17 protein-coding genes and 2 pseudogenes are annotated in these 15,934 nt (G+C 59.2%); 15 read left to right on the top strand and 4 right to left on the bottom strand.

The window, feature by feature from the left end; all coding sequences use genetic code 11:
* Window positions 1-59: 59 nt before the first annotated feature.
* Window positions 60-1,418 (bottom strand): OprD family porin, encoded by a 1,359-nt coding sequence (locus tag FFS12_RS09475; RefSeq protein ID WP_137886607.1) that lies wholly within the window; start codon window positions 1,416-1,418, stop codon window positions 60-62.
* Window positions 1,419-2,481: 1,063 nt separating this feature from the next.
* On the opposite strand from FFS12_RS09475, the gene FFS12_RS09470 reads away from it, so the two are divergent.
* Window positions 2,482-2,907, top strand: a complete 426-nt coding sequence (locus FFS12_RS09470) for an HIT domain-containing protein (RefSeq protein WP_137886606.1) — start codon at window positions 2,482-2,484, stop codon at window positions 2,905-2,907.
* A 3-nt stretch (window positions 2,908-2,910) separates the two neighbouring features.
* On the top strand, window positions 2,911-3,117 hold the full coding sequence (locus FFS12_RS09465; protein ID WP_137886605.1) for a SlyX family protein: 207 nt from the start codon (window positions 2,911-2,913) through the stop codon (window positions 3,115-3,117).
* A 65-nt stretch (window positions 3,118-3,182) separates the two neighbouring features.
* Here FFS12_RS09465 and FFS12_RS19895 read toward each other — a convergent pair whose 3' ends face one another.
* The 3 genes and pseudogenes from FFS12_RS19895 to FFS12_RS09455 form a co-directional block, all read right to left on the bottom strand.
* A complete protein-coding gene (locus FFS12_RS19895; RefSeq protein WP_171006507.1) occupies window positions 3,183-3,407 on the bottom strand; it encodes a cold-shock protein in 225 nt (74 codons plus the stop codon).
* A gap of 105 nt (window positions 3,408-3,512) precedes the next feature.
* Window positions 3,513-3,785: pseudogene (locus FFS12_RS20375) on the bottom strand (cold shock domain-containing protein membrane protein); the annotation flags it as partial.
* Between the two features lie 603 nt (window positions 3,786-4,388).
* The gene (locus FFS12_RS09455; protein WP_137886603.1) at window positions 4,389-4,859 is read right to left on the bottom strand and encodes a Dps family protein; all 471 of its coding nucleotides are present in this window, start codon (window positions 4,857-4,859) and stop codon (window positions 4,389-4,391) included.
* 450 nt (window positions 4,860-5,309) lie between these two features.
* On the opposite strand from FFS12_RS09455, the gene FFS12_RS09450 reads away from it, so the two are divergent.
* The 13 genes and pseudogenes from FFS12_RS09450 to ybgF all read left to right on the top strand — a co-directional run bounded on the left by FFS12_RS09450 (window position 5,310) and on the right by ybgF (window position 15,880).
* Entirely contained in the window at window positions 5,310-5,531 is a 222-nt protein-coding gene (locus tag FFS12_RS09450; RefSeq protein ID WP_119955747.1) for an FmdB family zinc ribbon protein, read from the top strand.
* Between the two features lie 44 nt (window positions 5,532-5,575).
* Window positions 5,576-7,351: an aspartate--tRNA ligase gene (gene aspS / locus FFS12_RS09445; protein ID WP_137886602.1), complete on the top strand. Its 1,776-nt coding sequence runs from the start codon at window positions 5,576-5,578 to the stop codon at window positions 7,349-7,351.
* A 67-nt stretch (window positions 7,352-7,418) separates the two neighbouring features.
* A complete protein-coding gene (locus tag FFS12_RS09440; protein WP_137886601.1) occupies window positions 7,419-8,168 on the top strand; it encodes a YebC/PmpR family DNA-binding transcriptional regulator in 750 nt (249 codons plus the stop codon).
* A gap of 139 nt (window positions 8,169-8,307) precedes the next feature.
* Window positions 8,308-8,832 (top strand): crossover junction endodeoxyribonuclease RuvC, encoded by a 525-nt coding sequence (gene ruvC / locus FFS12_RS09435; RefSeq protein WP_137820234.1) that lies wholly within the window; start codon window positions 8,308-8,310, stop codon window positions 8,830-8,832.
* A 27-nt stretch (window positions 8,833-8,859) separates the two neighbouring features.
* A complete protein-coding gene (ruvA, locus tag FFS12_RS09430; protein ID WP_137886600.1) occupies window positions 8,860-9,465 on the top strand; it encodes a Holliday junction branch migration protein RuvA in 606 nt (201 codons plus the stop codon).
* Window positions 9,466-10,515 carry a Holliday junction branch migration DNA helicase RuvB gene (gene ruvB / locus FFS12_RS09425; RefSeq protein WP_137886599.1) on the top strand — a complete coding sequence of 350 codons (1,050 nt, stop codon included), beginning with the start codon at window positions 9,466-9,468 and terminating at the stop codon, window positions 10,513-10,515.
* Between the two features lie 105 nt (window positions 10,516-10,620).
* Window positions 10,621-11,037, top strand: a pseudogene (ybgC, locus tag FFS12_RS09420) (tol-pal system-associated acyl-CoA thioesterase); the annotation flags it as partial.
* A 38-nt stretch (window positions 11,038-11,075) separates the two neighbouring features.
* Window positions 11,076-11,771, top strand: a complete 696-nt coding sequence (tolQ, locus tag FFS12_RS09415) for a protein TolQ (RefSeq protein ID WP_119955740.1) — start codon at window positions 11,076-11,078, stop codon at window positions 11,769-11,771.
* Between the two features lie 6 nt (window positions 11,772-11,777).
* A complete protein-coding gene (gene tolR / locus FFS12_RS09410; RefSeq protein WP_137886597.1) occupies window positions 11,778-12,236 on the top strand; it encodes a protein TolR in 459 nt (152 codons plus the stop codon).
* Entirely contained in the window at window positions 12,236-13,213 is a 978-nt protein-coding gene (tolA, locus tag FFS12_RS09405; protein WP_137886596.1) for a cell envelope integrity protein TolA, read from the top strand. The genes tolR and tolA overlap by 1 nt, the downstream gene beginning before the upstream one ends.
* A 47-nt stretch (window positions 13,214-13,260) precedes the next feature.
* Window positions 13,261-14,511, top strand: a complete 1,251-nt coding sequence (tolB, locus tag FFS12_RS09400) for a Tol-Pal system beta propeller repeat protein TolB (protein ID WP_218568972.1) — start codon at window positions 13,261-13,263, stop codon at window positions 14,509-14,511.
* A 52-nt stretch (window positions 14,512-14,563) separates the two neighbouring features.
* On the top strand, window positions 14,564-15,061 hold the full coding sequence (gene pal, locus FFS12_RS09395) for a peptidoglycan-associated lipoprotein Pal (protein WP_137820241.1): 498 nt from the start codon (window positions 14,564-14,566) through the stop codon (window positions 15,059-15,061).
* Window positions 15,062-15,067: 6 nt separating this feature from the next.
* Window positions 15,068-15,880: a tol-pal system protein YbgF gene (gene ybgF, locus FFS12_RS09390; RefSeq protein WP_137820242.1), complete on the top strand. Its 813-nt coding sequence runs from the start codon at window positions 15,068-15,070 to the stop codon at window positions 15,878-15,880.
* Window positions 15,881-15,934: the final 54 nt, after the last annotated feature.

Below are 15,934 nucleotides of genomic sequence, written 5' to 3'. Positions count from 1 at the left end.
AAAAGAAAAAGCCCGGCAGATGCCGGGCTTTTTCAAGGGGTGTCGAACTACCGCAGGACTTACAGGATGTTCAGCGGGTACTCGGTGATCAGGCGGACTTCGTCGATGGCAGTGGAGCTGCCGGAAGTGAAGAAGCCCATGTCGGTGTTGGCGCGCCAACTGGCGTGACGCAGGCGGAAGGACAGGTCCTTGGCGGCGCCTTCCTGAACCACGTACTTGGCTTCGATGTCGCGCTCCCATTCCTTGCCGTCTGCGCCGATCGCGCCAGCGAACGCGCCGTTCGGGTCGGCCTTGGTGCCGTCGACATCGTCACCGGTGATATAGCGAGCCATGAAGCTCAGGCCGGGAACGCCGTATTCGGCCATGTTCAGGTCGTAACGGGCCTGAAAGGACTTCTCGTTCGGGCCGTTGAAGTCGGAGTACTGAACCGAGTTGGCCAGATAGATGGAGTCGCCGGCGTTTTGGCCGTCCATCGAGATGTAGTCGAACGGCTCGTCGCTATTCACCCGCTGGTGGGCCAGGGTGAACTTGTGCGCGCCGATGGAATAGGCGGCAGCCAGCGAGAAGGCGGTGCTCTCGAGCTCGCCTGCCAGAGCCTGACCTTCATCCAGGGTGCGGTAGATGTTGAAGTCGAGGTTCAGGGCCTGAGTGTCGCTGAACGGGATGTTGTAGTTGACGTTGCTGTAGTACTGGCGCCAGATGTCTTCCAGTTCGGCGCCATACAGGCTGAAGCTCAGGTTGTCGGTGACGGCGTAGGAGCCGCCCACGTAGTCGGCGCTGTCGCTGGCGATGCCGGTGTAGGTGGTGGTGATTTCACCGTCACTGTTGGTGGAGGCGCTGCCATCGCGAATCGCGGTGAAGTGGCCGGCGTCGATGTTAAGGCCTTCGATTTCGCTGCTCAGCAGCTGGAAGCCTTCGGCGGAGCTCGGGAACAGGCGGGCGGTGCCGGTGGCGAAGACCGGAGCGGTCGGGAACAGGTTGCCGTACTTCAGTACGGTGTTGGAAACCTGAGCTTTGACTGCGCCGCCGGCGTAGGAGTATTCGTCCTGGGAACGACCGTCGGAGCCGGTCGGCAGCAGGCCGGTACCATTGGTGCCGTTGCCGCTATTCAGCTTCAGGCCCAGCATGGCGTGGGCGTCGACGCCGAAGCCCACGGTGCCTTGGGTAAAGCCGGACTCGAACATGGTGCTGATGCCGTGAGCCCACTCATTGCGGTAGTTCTGGTCGGTGGCCGAGCCGAGGCGGCTGTTGGCGCCGTTGTTGCGGAAGTCGCGGTAGAAGGCGTAGTTCTTGTTCAGAAGGGTCAGGCTGCTGTCTTCAACGAAGCCCTTGGAGTCGGACTGTTGGCTGGCTGCGGCCATTTGAGAAGTGCCCGCGGTTACTGCTAGGGCGATTAAGCTCCACTTCATCACTTGCATCGTGATTGCTCCTTTGGTTTAGAAGAGTTGCGCTGCCCATCTTCTTAATGTATGGGCAGCTCTTTCTTTTTGTGTCGGCGGTAACTTATATCACGCCGACATTATTGGCGACAGTTGCAGTCTATTCCTTACGAGTTCTTCACGGCAATGTCGCAAAATTGGATGAGACATGTCGCAAATTTGTAGTTTTGCTCTTGCGTCCATGCCGTTTTAACTTTTCCGTCAGTTTTGACGAGTTCAGCGTCTGCTAAGACTGCCTGCCGAAACCCTTCATAACCTACCCGTTAACTTCATCCAATGGAATTGTTGCGGGTGGATCAGGAAGACTCGCTGGCGCTTATTGGCGCGAGCGGGCATTGATCTTGGATTGGCTAAAGCAAAATCCATGCACAAAGCGTCGAGCTGACGCTGGAAAGCCTTAGTTGCGTGTGTTTTGTCGAGCATTGTGCTGCGAAAATGCAACATCTTTGCCCTTCGTGCAGGGTCTTGAAGGGGGCTTGGGTGGTTGCAAGGCGCGGCTATTACGACTCGTCTGCTCCTGAGCGTTACCTGGAGTGCCATCGAGCAAGAGCGTGGTGTACGCGATGGCTGTCGGGTAACACGCCAGGAGAGGCTCGAAGTGAGTTATTTCGGTGTGCTGGGCATACTTGTTCATGGCTTCTTGCGCCGATGGGCGGGCCGGTTGCCCCTGAATCCCGCAGAGTCGGTGCGTCCATGCTGGCAGTGGTTGAGCGCCAACTAGGTGCTGCACGGGTTGAGTGCGGGTGCCAGGGGTTTGCGCCAAGTGGGGGCTCAGTTGGTGTCCGTTTAGCTGGGGCTGTAGATGTAGCCTCAATTCAGACTGGTTGAGGTCGTGCTGGCGCAGTGCTCGGGTCTGGCTGCAGGGCAGGCAGATCAATCTTGGCGCTTCGCCTTTCGGTCGCCTGGAGTTGCCGCGCGGCTGTTACGGCGAGATGAATTAAGGTGGGTTTCCCGAGTATCCTGCGCGGTCGTCACTTGGCGCAGTTAGCCCTGCATGGGCCGCTAAACTGAAACCTTAACCAGCCGAACAGGAGAGGCCCGTATGTTCGCCTTGGATTCACGTCTGCAGCAGGACACGCTACCGATTGGCGATTTCCCCCTGTGTCGTTTGCTCTTGATGAACGATGCACGCTACCCCTGGTTCATTCTGGTGCCGCGGCGGGAAGAGCTTAGCGAGCTGTTTCAGCTCGACACCGATGATCAGCAGGCGTTGTGGCAGGAAACCACGGTGCTGGCGGAAACGCTCAAAGACACCTTCGCGGCGGACAAGATGAACATTGCTACCTTGGGTAATGTCGTCAATCAACTGCATATGCATGTAATAGTGCGTCGCCGTGAGGATGCCGCCTGGCCGGCGCCGGTCTGGGGCAAGTTCCCGGCTGAGGCCTACAGTGCCGAGCAGATTGCCGCGATTCGCGCCAAGCTACGGCTGGTGTTGACCGAGGATTTTCGTTTTGTCGAGGAATAAGCCATGAGCCTGGAAATGCGTATTACTGAGCTGGAAAGCCGTTTGGCCTTTCAGGATGACACGATTCAGGCATTGAACGATGTGCTGGTGGCTCAGCAGCGTGTGCTGGAGCGGCTGCAGCTGCAGGTCGCGGCGTTGGCTAAGCGCCAGGAAGATCTGCAGGGGCAGTTTGGGGTATCTGAAGAGGACGCGCCGCCACCGCACTATTGATGAGCTTTAATTAGGGCCCAATAAAAAACCCGCCCAATGCAGGCGGGTTTTTTATTGGGTTGGATTTAGCGGCGCAGCGGCTGCGCGGCGATCACGTCTTCCGCTTGCAGGCCTTTGTCGCGCTGCATCACCGAGAACTCTACACGCTGACCTTCGACCAATACGCGGTGGCCCTCGCCACGAATGGCGCGAAAGTGCACGAAGATATCGTCGCCGGAGTCGCGGGAGATAAAGCCGAAGCCCTTGGAGGTGTTGAACCACTTGACGGTACCGGTCTCGCGATCGGTCATGTCTTGCGCGGGTGAAGTGCTGCGGTTGCTCATGCGCAGGTTGGTGCTCAGGTGCAGCAGCACCGCGGCGAGGACTGTCAGCAGGCTGAGCAGTACGGCGGGTTGGCCGCCGATGATGGGTAGTGGCGCCAGCAGAATCAGGGTTTGCAGCACTACGGCCAGTACCAGCAGCGCCGAAACCAGGCTTTGCAGTTGGTGGCGAGCACCCATGTGCCAGATCGGCAGCAGTGGCGCCAGCAGTAGGTTGAGTAGGCCGAACAAGGCCAGGTAGAGCGCGTCGGGCTGCTGCAAGTAAGGCAGGGCTTCGGCATGCAGGCTGGGAATAAAGGACAGCAGCAGGGCGGCAGCGCCCGTGAGTAGATGGACGATTTTCAACATATGCAATGAGCTCACTTATATAAGAAGGATCACGAGGAGAGCTGGCTCGGCGCGGTTTGCCCCTGATAAATGGCGGGCGATCGACACGCGCACAGTGTCAGCCTATGCGCCGCTCCTTGAATGGTCGGGGCGGTAGCACGGAGCGTATTTAACAGCAAAGCGCAGGGCTACTCAAATCAAGCGCTTAGCACGGGCCCTGGGGCGGCCGGATGAACCTGATTGCGCCTGGTATAGCGCATCGTCTGTGCGGGTTGGCAGGCTTTGGCGGGATGTTATGGCGCATCATGAGCGGTAGGGCTTGTTTGAGGGGGGCAGCCGCTTCGGGGTACAGGTTCAGAATGCTGGGGGGACTGGCTTATGCGGGTCGCGAGGGGATTTTGGATTGCTAGAGTATGGACGCCTAGGTGCGGGTGCCTAGCAAAAGGCCCGGTCGAGCCGCAATGCTGTTTACTTAAGCCGTAGACAGGCAGTTTTTGACTTCCAGCTATAGCGTGAGAGCCAGAAAAAACGCCGCTTTCCAGGCGAGGGATAAGCGGCGTTTTTCCTTAACTGAACAACATTGCGGTCGAGCCAGGCCTTTATGTATATCCGTAAGCCACTGATTTAAGCGGCCAGTAGGCTGCGCAGCATCCAGGCGGTCTTTTCATGCACTTGCATGCGTTGGGTCAACAGGTCGGCAGTCGGTTCGTCACTGGCCTTGTCCAGCAGTGGAAAGATGCCGCGCGCGGTGCGCACCACGGCTTCCTGGCCCTGTACTAGCTGTTTGATCATGTCCTGGGCATTTGGTACGCCTTCTTCCTCTTTGATCGAGGATAGGCGGGCGTAAGCGGCGTAAGTGCCGGGTGCCGGGAAGCCGAGGGCGCGGATGCGTTCGGCGATGAGGTCAACAGCCAGGGCTAATTCGCTGTACTGCCCCTCGAACATCAGGTGCAGGGTGTTGAACATTGGGCCGGTGACGTTCCAGTGAAAATTGTGGGTCTTCAGGTAAAGCGTGTAGGTGTCCGCCAGCAGGCGCGACAGGCCTTCGGCAATGGCTGCGCGGTCCTGTTCGGCGATTCCGATGTTGATTTCCATAGCTTTTCTCCTCTCGAGTAGCTTGGAGCCTGCTTCGCTCCATGATGGATACAGCCTAGCATGGGCTTTTCAGGCCGAGTCTTGGCTTGTGTCAATGAACGCCATGGTTGAACGCTATTTGATTGTTGGGGCCGCTCTTGTCGAGCGGCTTGGCCGGCAGTTTGGGGGTGGGTAGGAAGCGCTGGGTTCGGCCCAGAAGGCGGGCGGTGTCGCGTTATCAATGGCTGGGTGTGTAGAGCGCTGCCGCAGAGTGGCGTCTGAGCGCTAGGCATTTTCCGCGAGGAAAGCCGCGGAGGGTGCGATCTGGTCGGGCGGCTGCACGTGACAGATTAACCATATATAATGCCGCCCCTTGCCGCCGGGCGCGGGCTCGCCAGGCTGAGTGAAAGCCACGGCGCTGGGTTATACGGCCTGCTGCGGTGTTGTTTTTTAGATTGCCGAGATGAGCCAATGCCTATTTACGATTACCAATGCGCTTCCTGCGGCCATCAAATGGAAGCCATTCAGAAGTTCAGCGATGCGCCGTTGGTCGATTGTCCGACCTGCAAGGCGCCCGAGTTGAAGAAGTTGTTGTCCATGCCCGGTTTCCGTCTCAAAGGCAGCGGCTGGTATGAAACCGACTTCAAGACCGGCGCGAAAAAGAACCTGGCTGGCGGCGATAAAGCCGATTAAGCACACCACCGAATAGTCGAATTACGAGAAGCGAAACCACCATCATGATGCGCAGCCATTATTGCGGCCAACTGAACGAGAGCCTGGACGGTCAAGAAATCACCCTGTGCGGCTGGGTCCATCGCCGTCGTGACCATGGCGGGGTGATCTTCCTCGACATCCGTGACCGTGAAGGTTTGGCCCAGGTGGTGTTCGACCCGGATCGCGCCGAGACCTTCGCCGCCGCTGATCGTGTGCGCAGCGAGTATGTGGTCAAGATCACCGGCAAGGTACGTCTGCGTCCGGCGGGTGCGGTCAACGCCAACATGGCGTCCGGCGCCATCGAAGTGCTGGGTTACGAGTTGGAAGTGCTGAACGAAGCGGAAACCCCGCCGTTCCCGTTGAACGAATACTCCGACGTGGGTGAAGAGACCCGCCTGCGCTATCGCTTTATCGATCTGCGCCGTCCGGAAATGGCCGACAAGCTGCGTCTGCGTTCGCGCATCACCACCAGCATTCGTCGTTACCTCGACGAGAATGGCTTCCTCGACGTCGAAACGCCGATCCTGACCCGCGCTACGCCTGAAGGCGCGCGTGACTACCTGGTGCCGAGCCGTACCCACGCCGGCAGCTTCTTCGCCTTGCCGCAATCGCCGCAGCTGTTCAAGCAGCTGTTGATGGTGGCCGGTTTCGATCGTTACTACCAGATTGCCAAGTGCTTCCGCGACGAAGACCTGCGGGCCGACCGCCAGCCGGAATTCACCCAGATCGACATCGAGACCAGCTTCCTCAATGAAGCGGACATCATCGGTCTGACCGAAGGCATGATTCGCAAGCTGTTCAAGGAAGTGCTGGATCTGGAGTTCGGCGAGTTCCCGCACATGACCTTCGAAGAAGCCATGCGCCGCTACGGTTCCGACAAGCCCGATCTGCGTATCCCGCTGGAACTGGTCGATGTTGCCGATCAACTGAACGCCGTGGAGTTCAAGGTGTTCAGTGGCCCGGCCAACGATCCGAAGGGTCGCGTTGCCGCCTTGCGTGTACCGGGTGCCGCGAGCATGCCGCGTAGCCAGATCGACGACTACACCAAGTTTGTCGGCAACTTCGGCGCCAAGGGCCTGGCCTATATCAAGGTCAATGAGCGGGCCAAGGGTGTGGAAGGTCTGCAGTCGCCGATCGTCAAATTCATCCCCGAGGAAAACCTCCAGGTGATCCTCGATCGCGTCGGCGCCCAGGACGGCGACATCGTGTTCTTTGGCGCCGACAAGGCCAAGATCGTCAGCGACGCCCTCGGCGCGCTGCGGATCAAGATCGGCCACGACCTCAAGTTGCATACCTGCGAGTGGGCACCGCTGTGGGTGGTCGACTTCCCGATGTTCGAAGAGACCGACGACGGCAGCCTCACCCCGCTGCACCACCCGTTCACCGCACCCAAGTGCAGCCCGGAAGAGCTCGAAGCCAATCCGGCGGTTGCCTTGTCGCGCGCCTATGACATGGTGCTGAACGGCACCGAACTGGGCGGCGGTTCGATCCGTATTCACCGCAAAGAGATGCAGCAAGCGGTATTCCGTCTACTCGGCATCAGCGAAGACGAGCAGCAGGAGAAGTTCGGCTTCCTGCTCGATGCCCTGAAATACGGTGCGCCGCCGCACGGTGGTCTGGCCTTCGGTCTGGACCGTCTGGTGATGCTGATGACCGGCGCCCAGTCGATCCGTGAAGTGATCGCCTTCCCGAAAACCCAGAGCGCGGCCTGTGTCATGACCCAGGCGCCGGGTCTGGTGGATGCGAAAGCGCTGCGTGAGCTGCACATTCGTCTGCGCGAACAGCCGAAAGCGGAATAATTCAGTTCAAAACCAGGACGGCCCAGGTTGATGGGCCGTCCAACAAGACAAGAATTCGGAGTGCGTTATGGCTGGTCATTCCAAGTGGGCCAACATCAAGCATCGCAAAGGGCGTCAGGATGCCAAGAGAGGCAAGATTTTCACCAAGCTGATCCGCGAGCTGACCATCGCCGCGAGTCAGGGGGGCGGCCTGCCGGCGGATAACCCGCGCCTGCGTTTGGCGGTGGACAAGGCGCTCGGCGCCAACATGACCCGCGATACCATCGACCGGGCGATCGCCCGCGGCGTGGGTGCCGACGATGACACGAAAGTCGAAGAGTTGAGCTATGAAGGTTATGCGCCAAGCGGCGTGGCGGTGATAGTCGAGGCGATGACCGACAACCGCAACCGCACAGCGGCGGAAGTGCGGCATGCGTTCACGAAGTGTGGTGGCAATCTGGGTACCGACGGTTCGGTGGCCTATATGTTCGATCGCAAAGGCCAGATCAGCTTCGCCCCGGGTGTGGATGAAGACGCCCTGATGAATGCGGCGCTGGAAGCCGGTGCCGATGACGTAGTGACCAATGACGATGGTTCCATCGACGTGTTTACCACCTTCGCCGACTTTATCTCGGTGAATGAGGCCTTGGTCGCCGCCGGTTTCAAGGGCGATGAGGCAGAGATCAGCATGATCCCGTCGATCATGGTCGAGCTGACAGAGTTGGAAACCGCGCAGAAGGTGCTCAAGCTGATCGACATGCTTGAAGACCTGGATGACGTGCAGAACGTCTACTTCAACGCCGAAATTCCGGATGAAATCATGGAGCAGATCGGCTGAATCGAACTGCTGGCGGTATCCCTGGAGCCGGAGGCGCAAGGGCGTGATCATCACGCGGCTTTGTGCCTCCGGCTTCTGCCTTTAAGCTGCCGGACACCGACTGTTCGGTACTAAGCATTATTTTCAAGCTGCAGGCGCTATGACTCTTATTCTTGGCATCGATCCTGGTTCACGTATCACCGGCTACGGCGTGGTGCGCGACCTTGGTCGTGGCTGTGAATATGTTGCCTCGGGCTGCATTCGTACCGGCAGTGGCCTGTTGCATGAGCGGCTGCAAAGCGTTTTTCGTGGGGTGCGCGAGGTCATTCAGACCTACGGCCCGGTGACCATGGGCATCGAACAGGTGTTTATGGCCAAGAATGCCGACTCGGCGCTGAAGCTGGGGCAGGCGCGTGGCGCGGCCATAGTGGCGGCGGCGGAGGAGGGCTTGGAGATCGCCGAGTACACGGCGACCCAGGTCAAACAGGCGATTGCCGGAACCGGTGGGGCGGACAAGCAGCAGGTGCAGATGATGGTGATGCACCTGTTGAAGCTGACGCAGAAACCGCAAATCGATGCCTCCGATGCGTTGGCGATTGCCCTGTGTCATGCGCATACCCGCTCGAGTCTGATTCCCCACGGTCTGGCTGGCGCGCGTAGCCGCGGCGGCCGACTCAGGCTGTAAGTGGCCTCTATATAAGGAAGTGAATTCGTGATTGGACGCCTGCGCGGCACCTTGGCGGAAAAGCAGCCGCCGCATTTAGTTGTGGATGTGAATGGCCTCGGCTATGAGCTGGAAGTGCCGATGACCACGCTCTACCGTCTGCCGTCCGTCGGCGAGTCGGTGACCCTGCACACCCATCTGGTGGTGCGTGAAGACGCGCAGTTGCTCTATGGGTTCTTCGAGAAGCGCGAGCGTGAGCTGTTTCGCGAGCTGATCCGGCTCAATGGCGTGGGTCCCAAGCTGGCGCTGGCGTTGATGTCCGGCCTGGAAGTGGATGAGCTGGTACGCTGCGTCCAGGCGCAAGATACCTCCGTCCTGGTGAGGGTTCCGGGCGTCGGCAAGAAAACTGCCGAGCGCCTGCTGGTCGAGCTGAAAGACCGTTTCAAGGCCTGGGAAACCATGCCGGGCATCGCCACGCTGGTGGTTGAACCTAGCGCTGGCGCCGCAGTCTCAAGCGCGGAGAATGACGCGGTGAGCGCGCTGATCTCCCTCGGCTTCAAACCCCAGGAGGCTAGCCGTGCGGTATCTGCAGTGCAGGAAGAAGGCTTGAGCAGTGAAGAGTTGATCCGTCGTTCATTGAAGGGAATGGTTTAAGTGATAGACGCCGACCGCCTGATTACCGCCTCCGGCCGTGACCGCGATGAGCAGTTGGACCGGGCTATTCGTCCGTTGCGGCTGGCTGAATATATCGGTCAGCCGAAAGTGCGCGAGCAGATGGAGCTGTTTATTCAGGCCGCCAAGGGGCGCAGCGAAGCGCTCGATCACACCTTGATCTTTGGCCCGCCAGGCTTGGGTAAAACCACCTTGGCCAATATCGTCGCCCAGGAAATGGGGGTCTCGATCAAGAGTACCTCCGGTCCAGTGCTTGAGCGCCCTGGCGATCTGGCGGCGATGCTGACCAATCTGGAGCCGGGCGATGTGTTGTTTATCGATGAAATTCACCGCCTCTCGCCGATTGTCGAAGAAGTGCTGTATCCGGCGATGGAAGACTTCCAGCTCGACATCATGATTGGTGAAGGGCCGGCGGCGCGGTCGATTAAGCTCGATCTGCCACCCTTTACCCTGATCGGCGCTACGACGCGTGCCGGCATGCTGACCAATCCGTTGCGCGATCGCTTCGGTATCGTGCAGCGCCTGGAGTTCTACAACATTCCTGATTTGGCCACTATTGTCGGGCGTTCGGCCGGTATCCTCGGTTTACCGCTCGACCCGGAAGGCGCTTACGAAATTGCCCGGCGTGCCCGTGGCACACCGCGGATCGCCAACCGTCTGCTGCGGCGCGTGCGAGATTTTGCCGAAGTGCGTGCCGAGGGGCATATCACCCGGCCGATTGCCGATCTGGCGCTGAACTTGCTGGATGTCGATGAGCACGGCTTCGATCATCAGGATCGCCGGCTGCTGTTGACCATGATCGAGAAATTCGACGGCGGCCCGGTGGGTGTCGACAGCCTGGCTGCAGCCATCAGCGAAGAGCGACATACCATTGAGGACGTGTTGGAGCCGTACTTGATCCAGCAGGGCTACATCATGCGCACCCCCCGCGGTCGGGTGGTGACTCGGCATGCGTATCTGCATTTTGGCCTGAATGTGCCCAAACGTATGGGCGAGCTGCCGACGGCTGATCTGTTTGCCGTCGATGAGTAACCTCAAGGCTGCAAAATTCAGCTGATTCATTCGGGACGAATGAGACAGATGGTTGAAAAACAGTTGTTTAGCCTGATTGGCAACCCGGGGAGTAAGCACTAGAGTATGCGCGCGCAAAATGGGCTTGGGTCGTTCGCACATCGTTGTCGCGTATATTACGAGGACACCGATGCCGGCGGCATCGTTTACTACGTCAATTACCTTAAGTTTATGGAGCGGGCTCGTACCGAGCGGCTGCGCGATTTGGGCTTCGCCCAGTCTGCGTTGGTGGGGGAGAACCTGTTGTTCGTCGTGCATTCCAGCGAAGCGCGCTATCACGCGCCGGCGCGGCTGGATGATGAGCTGCTGGTCAGCGCCGAAGTAATCGAATTAAACCGTGCCAGCCTGCGCTTTCGTCAACAGGTTCGGCGGGCAACGGATGATGCGCTGCTCTGTGAAGGGCAGTTCCTGGTGGCCTGTGTGCGCGCCGACAGTTTGAAACCCCGGGCCTTTCCCGAAGCTTTGCGCGCGGCCTTTGCTGGCCTGAGCGGCGCGGGTACATCTAAAGCAGGAGATTAAGCGTGGAAGCCAACGTCGTCGACCATACCTCCATGTGGAGCCTGATCAGCAACGCCAGCATCGTGGTACAGCTGGTAATGCTCATCCTGGTAGCCGCATCGGTTACCTCATGGATCATGATTTTCCAGCGCAGCACGATGATTCGTGCTGCGCGCCGTTCGCTGGAAAGCTTCGAAGAGCGTTTCTGGTCGGGTATCGACCTGTCCAAGCTGTACCGTCAGGCCGGTAGCAATCCTGATCCGGATTCCGGCGTCGAGCAGATCTTCCGCGGCGGCTTCAAGGAGTTCTCCCGCCTGCGCCAGCAACCGGGTGTCGATCCGGATGCGGTGATGGATGGGGTGAACCGCGCGATGCGCGTGGCGATTTCCCGTGAAGAAGAAAAGCTCGAGCAAAGCCTGCCATTCCTCGCCACCGTGGGCTCCACCAGCCCCTATATCGGCCTGTTTGGTACCGTCTGGGGGATCATGAACTCCTTCCGTGGCTTGGCTTCGGCGCAGCAAGCGACCCTCGCCACAGTTGCACCGGGCATTGCCGAGGCACTGATCGCCACGGCAATTGGCCTGTTTGCGGCCATCCCGGCGGTGATCGCCTACAACCGCTTCGCCGCGCGCGGTGAGACGCTGATCGGCCGTTACTACACCTTTGCCGACGAATTCCAAGCCATCCTGCACCGTAAAGTGCACACCAGCGACGATTAATCAGCCATGGCCCGTATTCGCAAGAGACGTAAACCGGTCGCCGAGATGAACGTGGTGCCCTACATCGATGTGATGTTGGTGCTGCTGGTGATCTTTATGGTGACCGCGCCCATGCTTAACCAGGGCGTCAAGGTCGATCTGCCCAAGGTGGGCAGCGAGGCACTGCCGCAGGACAACAACGCCCGCGTGTTGACTGTCTCGATCAAGGCCGACAAGAGCTACTACTGGAACATGGGCGAAGAGGTCGATACCGATCAGGGCAAGAACAGCGAGACTGCTGTTTCCATCGATCAGTTGGTGGCGGCAGCTAGCGGCATCATGGCCGAGAATAGTCGCCAGGGTAAGTCGGTCCAGGTCTTCGTGCGCGGCGACAAATCGGTCGATTACGGCTCTGTGATGACCGTTATGGGTGGTCTGCAGCAGGCTGGCGTGGGTAACGTCGGGCTGATTACCGAGGCGCCCTGATGCGGCAACAGAACCAGCCCTCTTCCTCGGAAAGCTACTTCTGGCCCAGCGTCTGGGCGGTGGCGCTGCACGCCCTGATGTTTGGCATGCTCTTCGTCAGTTTTGCTTTCACTCCAGAGCTTCCGCCCTCGAAACCGATCGTTCAGGCCACCCTGTACGAACTCAAGTCGAAAAGCCCGGCAACCGTGCAGACCAACCAGAAAATCGCCGGTGAGGCGAAAAAGACCGCGGCCAAGCAGTACGAAGTCGAGCAGTTGGAGGCGAAAAAGCTCGAGCAGCAAAAACAGGTAGCGGCCAAGGCCGCGGAACAAAAGAAAGCCGAAGAGGCTCAAAAAGCCGCAGCCGCCGAAAAGACCGAGGAAGTGAAGAAGGCTACCGAGGCCAAGAAGGCCGAGGAAAAGCAGTTGGCGGATATCGCCAAGAAGAAAACCGAAGAAGAAATGAAGAAAGCGGCAGCAGAGGCCAAGAAGAAGGCTGATGTCGAGGCGGCGAAGAAAAAAGCCGTCGCCGATGCGAAAAAGGCAGAAGACGCGAAGAAGAAAGCGGCTGCCGAAGCCACCAAGAAAAAAGCGGCTGAAGCAGCACGCAAGGCGGCAGAAGAGAAGAAGGCCCAGGCTCTGGCGGAATTGCTGTCCGAGGATACCGAGCGGCAAGCGGCGCTCGGTGACGAGATCGGTGAGCAGGTGTCGGGCAACTTCGACGATCTGATCAAATTGCGCGCGTCGGAAGGCTGGACCAGACCGCCAGGCGCGACTAACGGCATGACGGTGGTGCTACAGATCACCATGTTGCCCGACGGCACCATTACCAGTGTCGGCGTGGCGCGTTCCAGTGGTAATGGGCCATTCGACAGCTCGGCGGTTGCGGCGGTCAAAAACATCGGCCGACTCATAGAAATGCAGGGTCTGAGTTCCACTGACTTTAATCCCTATCGTTCATTCAAGATGACCTTCACACCTGAGGATTTAGCGTTGTGATCAATATTCTTCGAGGATTGCTTGTGGTTCTTTGCTGCGCCGCCGGAATGCTGGCCGCGGAGGAAAAGAACATTCTGGTCACCAGTGGCTCCGATCGGGCCATTCCGGTGGCTATCGTGCCTTTCGGTTGGCAGGGCGGTACCGTGCTGCCGGAGGATATGGCCGACATCATCGGTAAAGATCTGCGTAACTCCGGTACCTTCGAGCCGATCCCGCGGCAAAACATGATCAGCTTGCCGACTCAGGCCAGCGAGGTGATCTTTCGCGATTGGAAAGCCCTGGGCGTTCAGTATGTGATGGTCGGCAGCATAGTCCCGGATGGCGGCCGTCTACAGATTCAATACGCCTTGTTCAACGTGGCGACCGAGCAGCAAGTGCTCTCGGGTAGCGTCGGCGGTAGCGCCGATCAACTGCGCGATATGGCGCACTACATCTCCGACCAGTCGTTCGAGAAGCTTACCGGCATCAAGGGGGCGTTCTCTACGCGGATGCTGTACGTCACCGCTGAGCGTTTCTCGGTGAATAACACCCGCTACACCCTGCAACGTTCCGACTATGACGGCGCGCGCGCCGTGACTTTGCTGCAGTCGCGTGAGCCGATTCTCTCGCCGCGCTTTGCCAATGATGGCAAGCGTATCGCTTATGTGTCGTTCGAGCAGAAGCGTCCGCGCATCTTCATCCAGCACATCGATACCGGTCGCCGCGAGCAGATCACCAACTTCGAGGGCTTGAACGGTGCGCCGGCCTTTTCCCCGGATGGCAGTCGCCTGGCTTTCGTGCTGTCCAAGGACGGCAACCCGGAGATCTACGTGATGGATCTGGGCTCCCGTCAGTTGCAGCGAGTGACCAATCATTTCTCCATCGACACCGAGCCGTTCTGGGGGGCGGATGGCCAGACTATCTACTTCACTTCGGATCGTGCCGGCAAACCGCAGGTCTACAAGACTCGCATCGGTGGTGGCGAGCCGCAGCGCGTGACCTTCGTCGGTAACTACAACGCCAATCCGAAGTTGTCGGCAGACGAAAAGACCCTGGTGATGATTCACCGCCAGGATGGTTTCACCAACTTCAAGGTGGCGGCGCAGGATCTGCAACGGGGTAATGTGCGGATACTTTCCGATACCAGTCTGGACGAGTCGCCTACTGTCGCGCCCAACGGCACCATGGTAATCTACGCGACCCGCCAGCAGGGCCGTGGAGTCTTGATTCTCGCCTCCATCAATGGGCGAGTAAAACTCCCGATTCCAACCGCGCAAGGCGAAATCCGAGAGCCATCCTGGTCGCCCTACCTGAACTGATGCGGCGCAATACCTTTTACTTAACACAACTGGGGTCATTAGGAGTTTCATTATGGAAATGTTGAAATTTGGCAAGTTTGCTGCGCTGGCTCTGGCCATGGCTGTAGCTGTTGGTTGCTCCTCCAAAGGCGGCGACACCGCTGGCGAAGGCGCTGTTGATCCGAACGCTGGTTACGGCGCTAACAGCGGTGCCGTCGATGGCAGCCTGAGCGAAGAAGCTGCTCTGCGCGCTATCACTACTTTCTACTTCGAGTACGACAGCTCCGACCTGAAGCCGGAAGCCATGCGCGCTCTCGACGTTCACGCTAAAGACCTGAAAGGCAACGGCGCTCGCGTCGTTCTGGAAGGCAACACCGACGAGCGCGGCACCCGCGAGTACAACATGGCTCTGGGCGAGCGTCGTGCTAAGGCCGTACAGCGCTACCTGGTGCTGCAAGGCGTTTCCCCGGCTCAAGCTGAGCTGGTGTCCTACGGCGAAGAGCGTGCGGTTGCCACTGGCAACGACGAGCAGTCCTGGGCGCAGAACCGTCGCGTCGAACTGCGTAAGTAATTCGCCATGCGTACGTGCCGTCGTGCTTTAACCGTTTTGGCTCTCAGCCTGCCGCTTGCGGCCTGGGCTGAGGTTCCTGTGGTGGATGAGAATGCCAATTACGGCAGCAGTAGTTATCCGCCTGCTGGTTATGGCACGTCCGGCGCCTACGCCGGGGGAGGGGTTACGGCCCCGACCTCGGCGCAGGGTGAGCTGTTCATGCAGCTGCAACAACTGCAAGAAGAGGTCGCGCGACTGCGCGGCATGGTCGAGGAGCAGCAAAACGAGATTCAGCGCCTGAAGCAAGAAGGCCTGGAGCGTTATCAAGACCTCGATCGACGTTTGGCCGGCGGCGCAACTGGCGCTCCAGCTCCCCAAGATTCTGCTGCAACCGGTGTGATCGATGCCGGTGGCGCTCCGACTCAGCCCGCGGCTCAGGCTGCGGCGAGTAACGAACCGGGCGATCCGGCGAAGGAAAAGCTGTATTACGACGCTGCCTTCGATCTGATCAAGGCGAAGGACTTCGATAAGGCCAGCCAGGCCTTCAGCGCTTTCCTGCGCAAGTACCCAAGCAGCCAATATGCGGGCAATGCGCAGTACTGGCTGGGCGAGGTGAATTTGGCCAAGGGCGATCTGCAAGGTGCCGGTCAGGCGTTTGCCAAGGTCAGCCAGCTTTATCCGAGCCACCCCAAGGTGCCTGACTCCCTGTACAAACTGGCCGATGTCGAGCAGCGCTTGGGCCATGCCGATAAAGCCAAGGGCATTTTGCAGCAGGTGATTGCCCAGTTCCCGGGCAGTTCGGCGGCGCAGTTGGCGCAGCGAGATTTGCAAGGTTTCTGAAAGCTGATTCGAAGTTCAAGAAAACCCGCGCCTGGCGCGGGTTTTTTCGTTAGA

The sequence above is a fragment of the Pseudomonas sp. 2FE genome (genome assembly GCF_005503735.1).
Classification (GTDB): Bacteria; Pseudomonadota; Gammaproteobacteria; order Pseudomonadales; family Pseudomonadaceae; genus Aquipseudomonas.
Note: the sequence above shows the minus strand (reverse complement) of the source record. Positions and strands in the feature narration are given on the sequence as shown.

What these genes read in the sequence shown, in the direction of transcription:
- FFS12_RS09475 (WP_137886607.1), bottom strand. Translation starts at nt 1,418, where the DNA reads ATGCAAGTGATGAAGTGGAGCTTAATCGCCCTAGCAGTAACCGCGGGC.
- FFS12_RS09470 (WP_137886606.1), top strand. Translation starts at nt 2,482, where the DNA reads ATGTTCGCCTTGGATTCACGTCTGCAGCAGGACACGCTACCGATTGGC.
- FFS12_RS09465 (WP_137886605.1), top strand. Translation starts at nt 2,911, where the DNA reads ATGAGCCTGGAAATGCGTATTACTGAGCTGGAAAGCCGTTTGGCCTTT.
- FFS12_RS19895 (WP_171006507.1), bottom strand. Translation starts at nt 3,407, where the DNA reads ATGACCGATCGCGAGACCGGTACCGTCAAGTGGTTCAACACCTCCAAG.
- FFS12_RS09455 (WP_137886603.1), bottom strand. Translation starts at nt 4,859, where the DNA reads ATGGAAATCAACATCGGAATCGCCGAACAGGACCGCGCAGCCATTGCC.
- FFS12_RS09450 (WP_119955747.1), top strand. Translation starts at nt 5,310, where the DNA reads ATGCCTATTTACGATTACCAATGCGCTTCCTGCGGCCATCAAATGGAA.
- aspS (WP_137886602.1), top strand. Translation starts at nt 5,576, where the DNA reads ATGATGCGCAGCCATTATTGCGGCCAACTGAACGAGAGCCTGGACGGT.
- FFS12_RS09440 (WP_137886601.1), top strand. Translation starts at nt 7,419, where the DNA reads ATGGCTGGTCATTCCAAGTGGGCCAACATCAAGCATCGCAAAGGGCGT.
- ruvC (WP_137820234.1), top strand. Translation starts at nt 8,308, where the DNA reads ATGACTCTTATTCTTGGCATCGATCCTGGTTCACGTATCACCGGCTAC.
- tolR (WP_137886597.1), top strand. Translation starts at nt 11,778, where the DNA reads ATGGCCCGTATTCGCAAGAGACGTAAACCGGTCGCCGAGATGAACGTG.
- tolA (WP_137886596.1), top strand. Translation starts at nt 12,236, where the DNA reads ATGCGGCAACAGAACCAGCCCTCTTCCTCGGAAAGCTACTTCTGGCCC.
- tolB (WP_218568972.1), top strand. Translation starts at nt 13,261, where the DNA reads ATGCTGGCCGCGGAGGAAAAGAACATTCTGGTCACCAGTGGCTCCGAT.
- pal (WP_137820241.1), top strand. Translation starts at nt 14,564, where the DNA reads ATGGAAATGTTGAAATTTGGCAAGTTTGCTGCGCTGGCTCTGGCCATG.
- ybgF (WP_137820242.1), top strand. Translation starts at nt 15,068, where the DNA reads ATGCGTACGTGCCGTCGTGCTTTAACCGTTTTGGCTCTCAGCCTGCCG.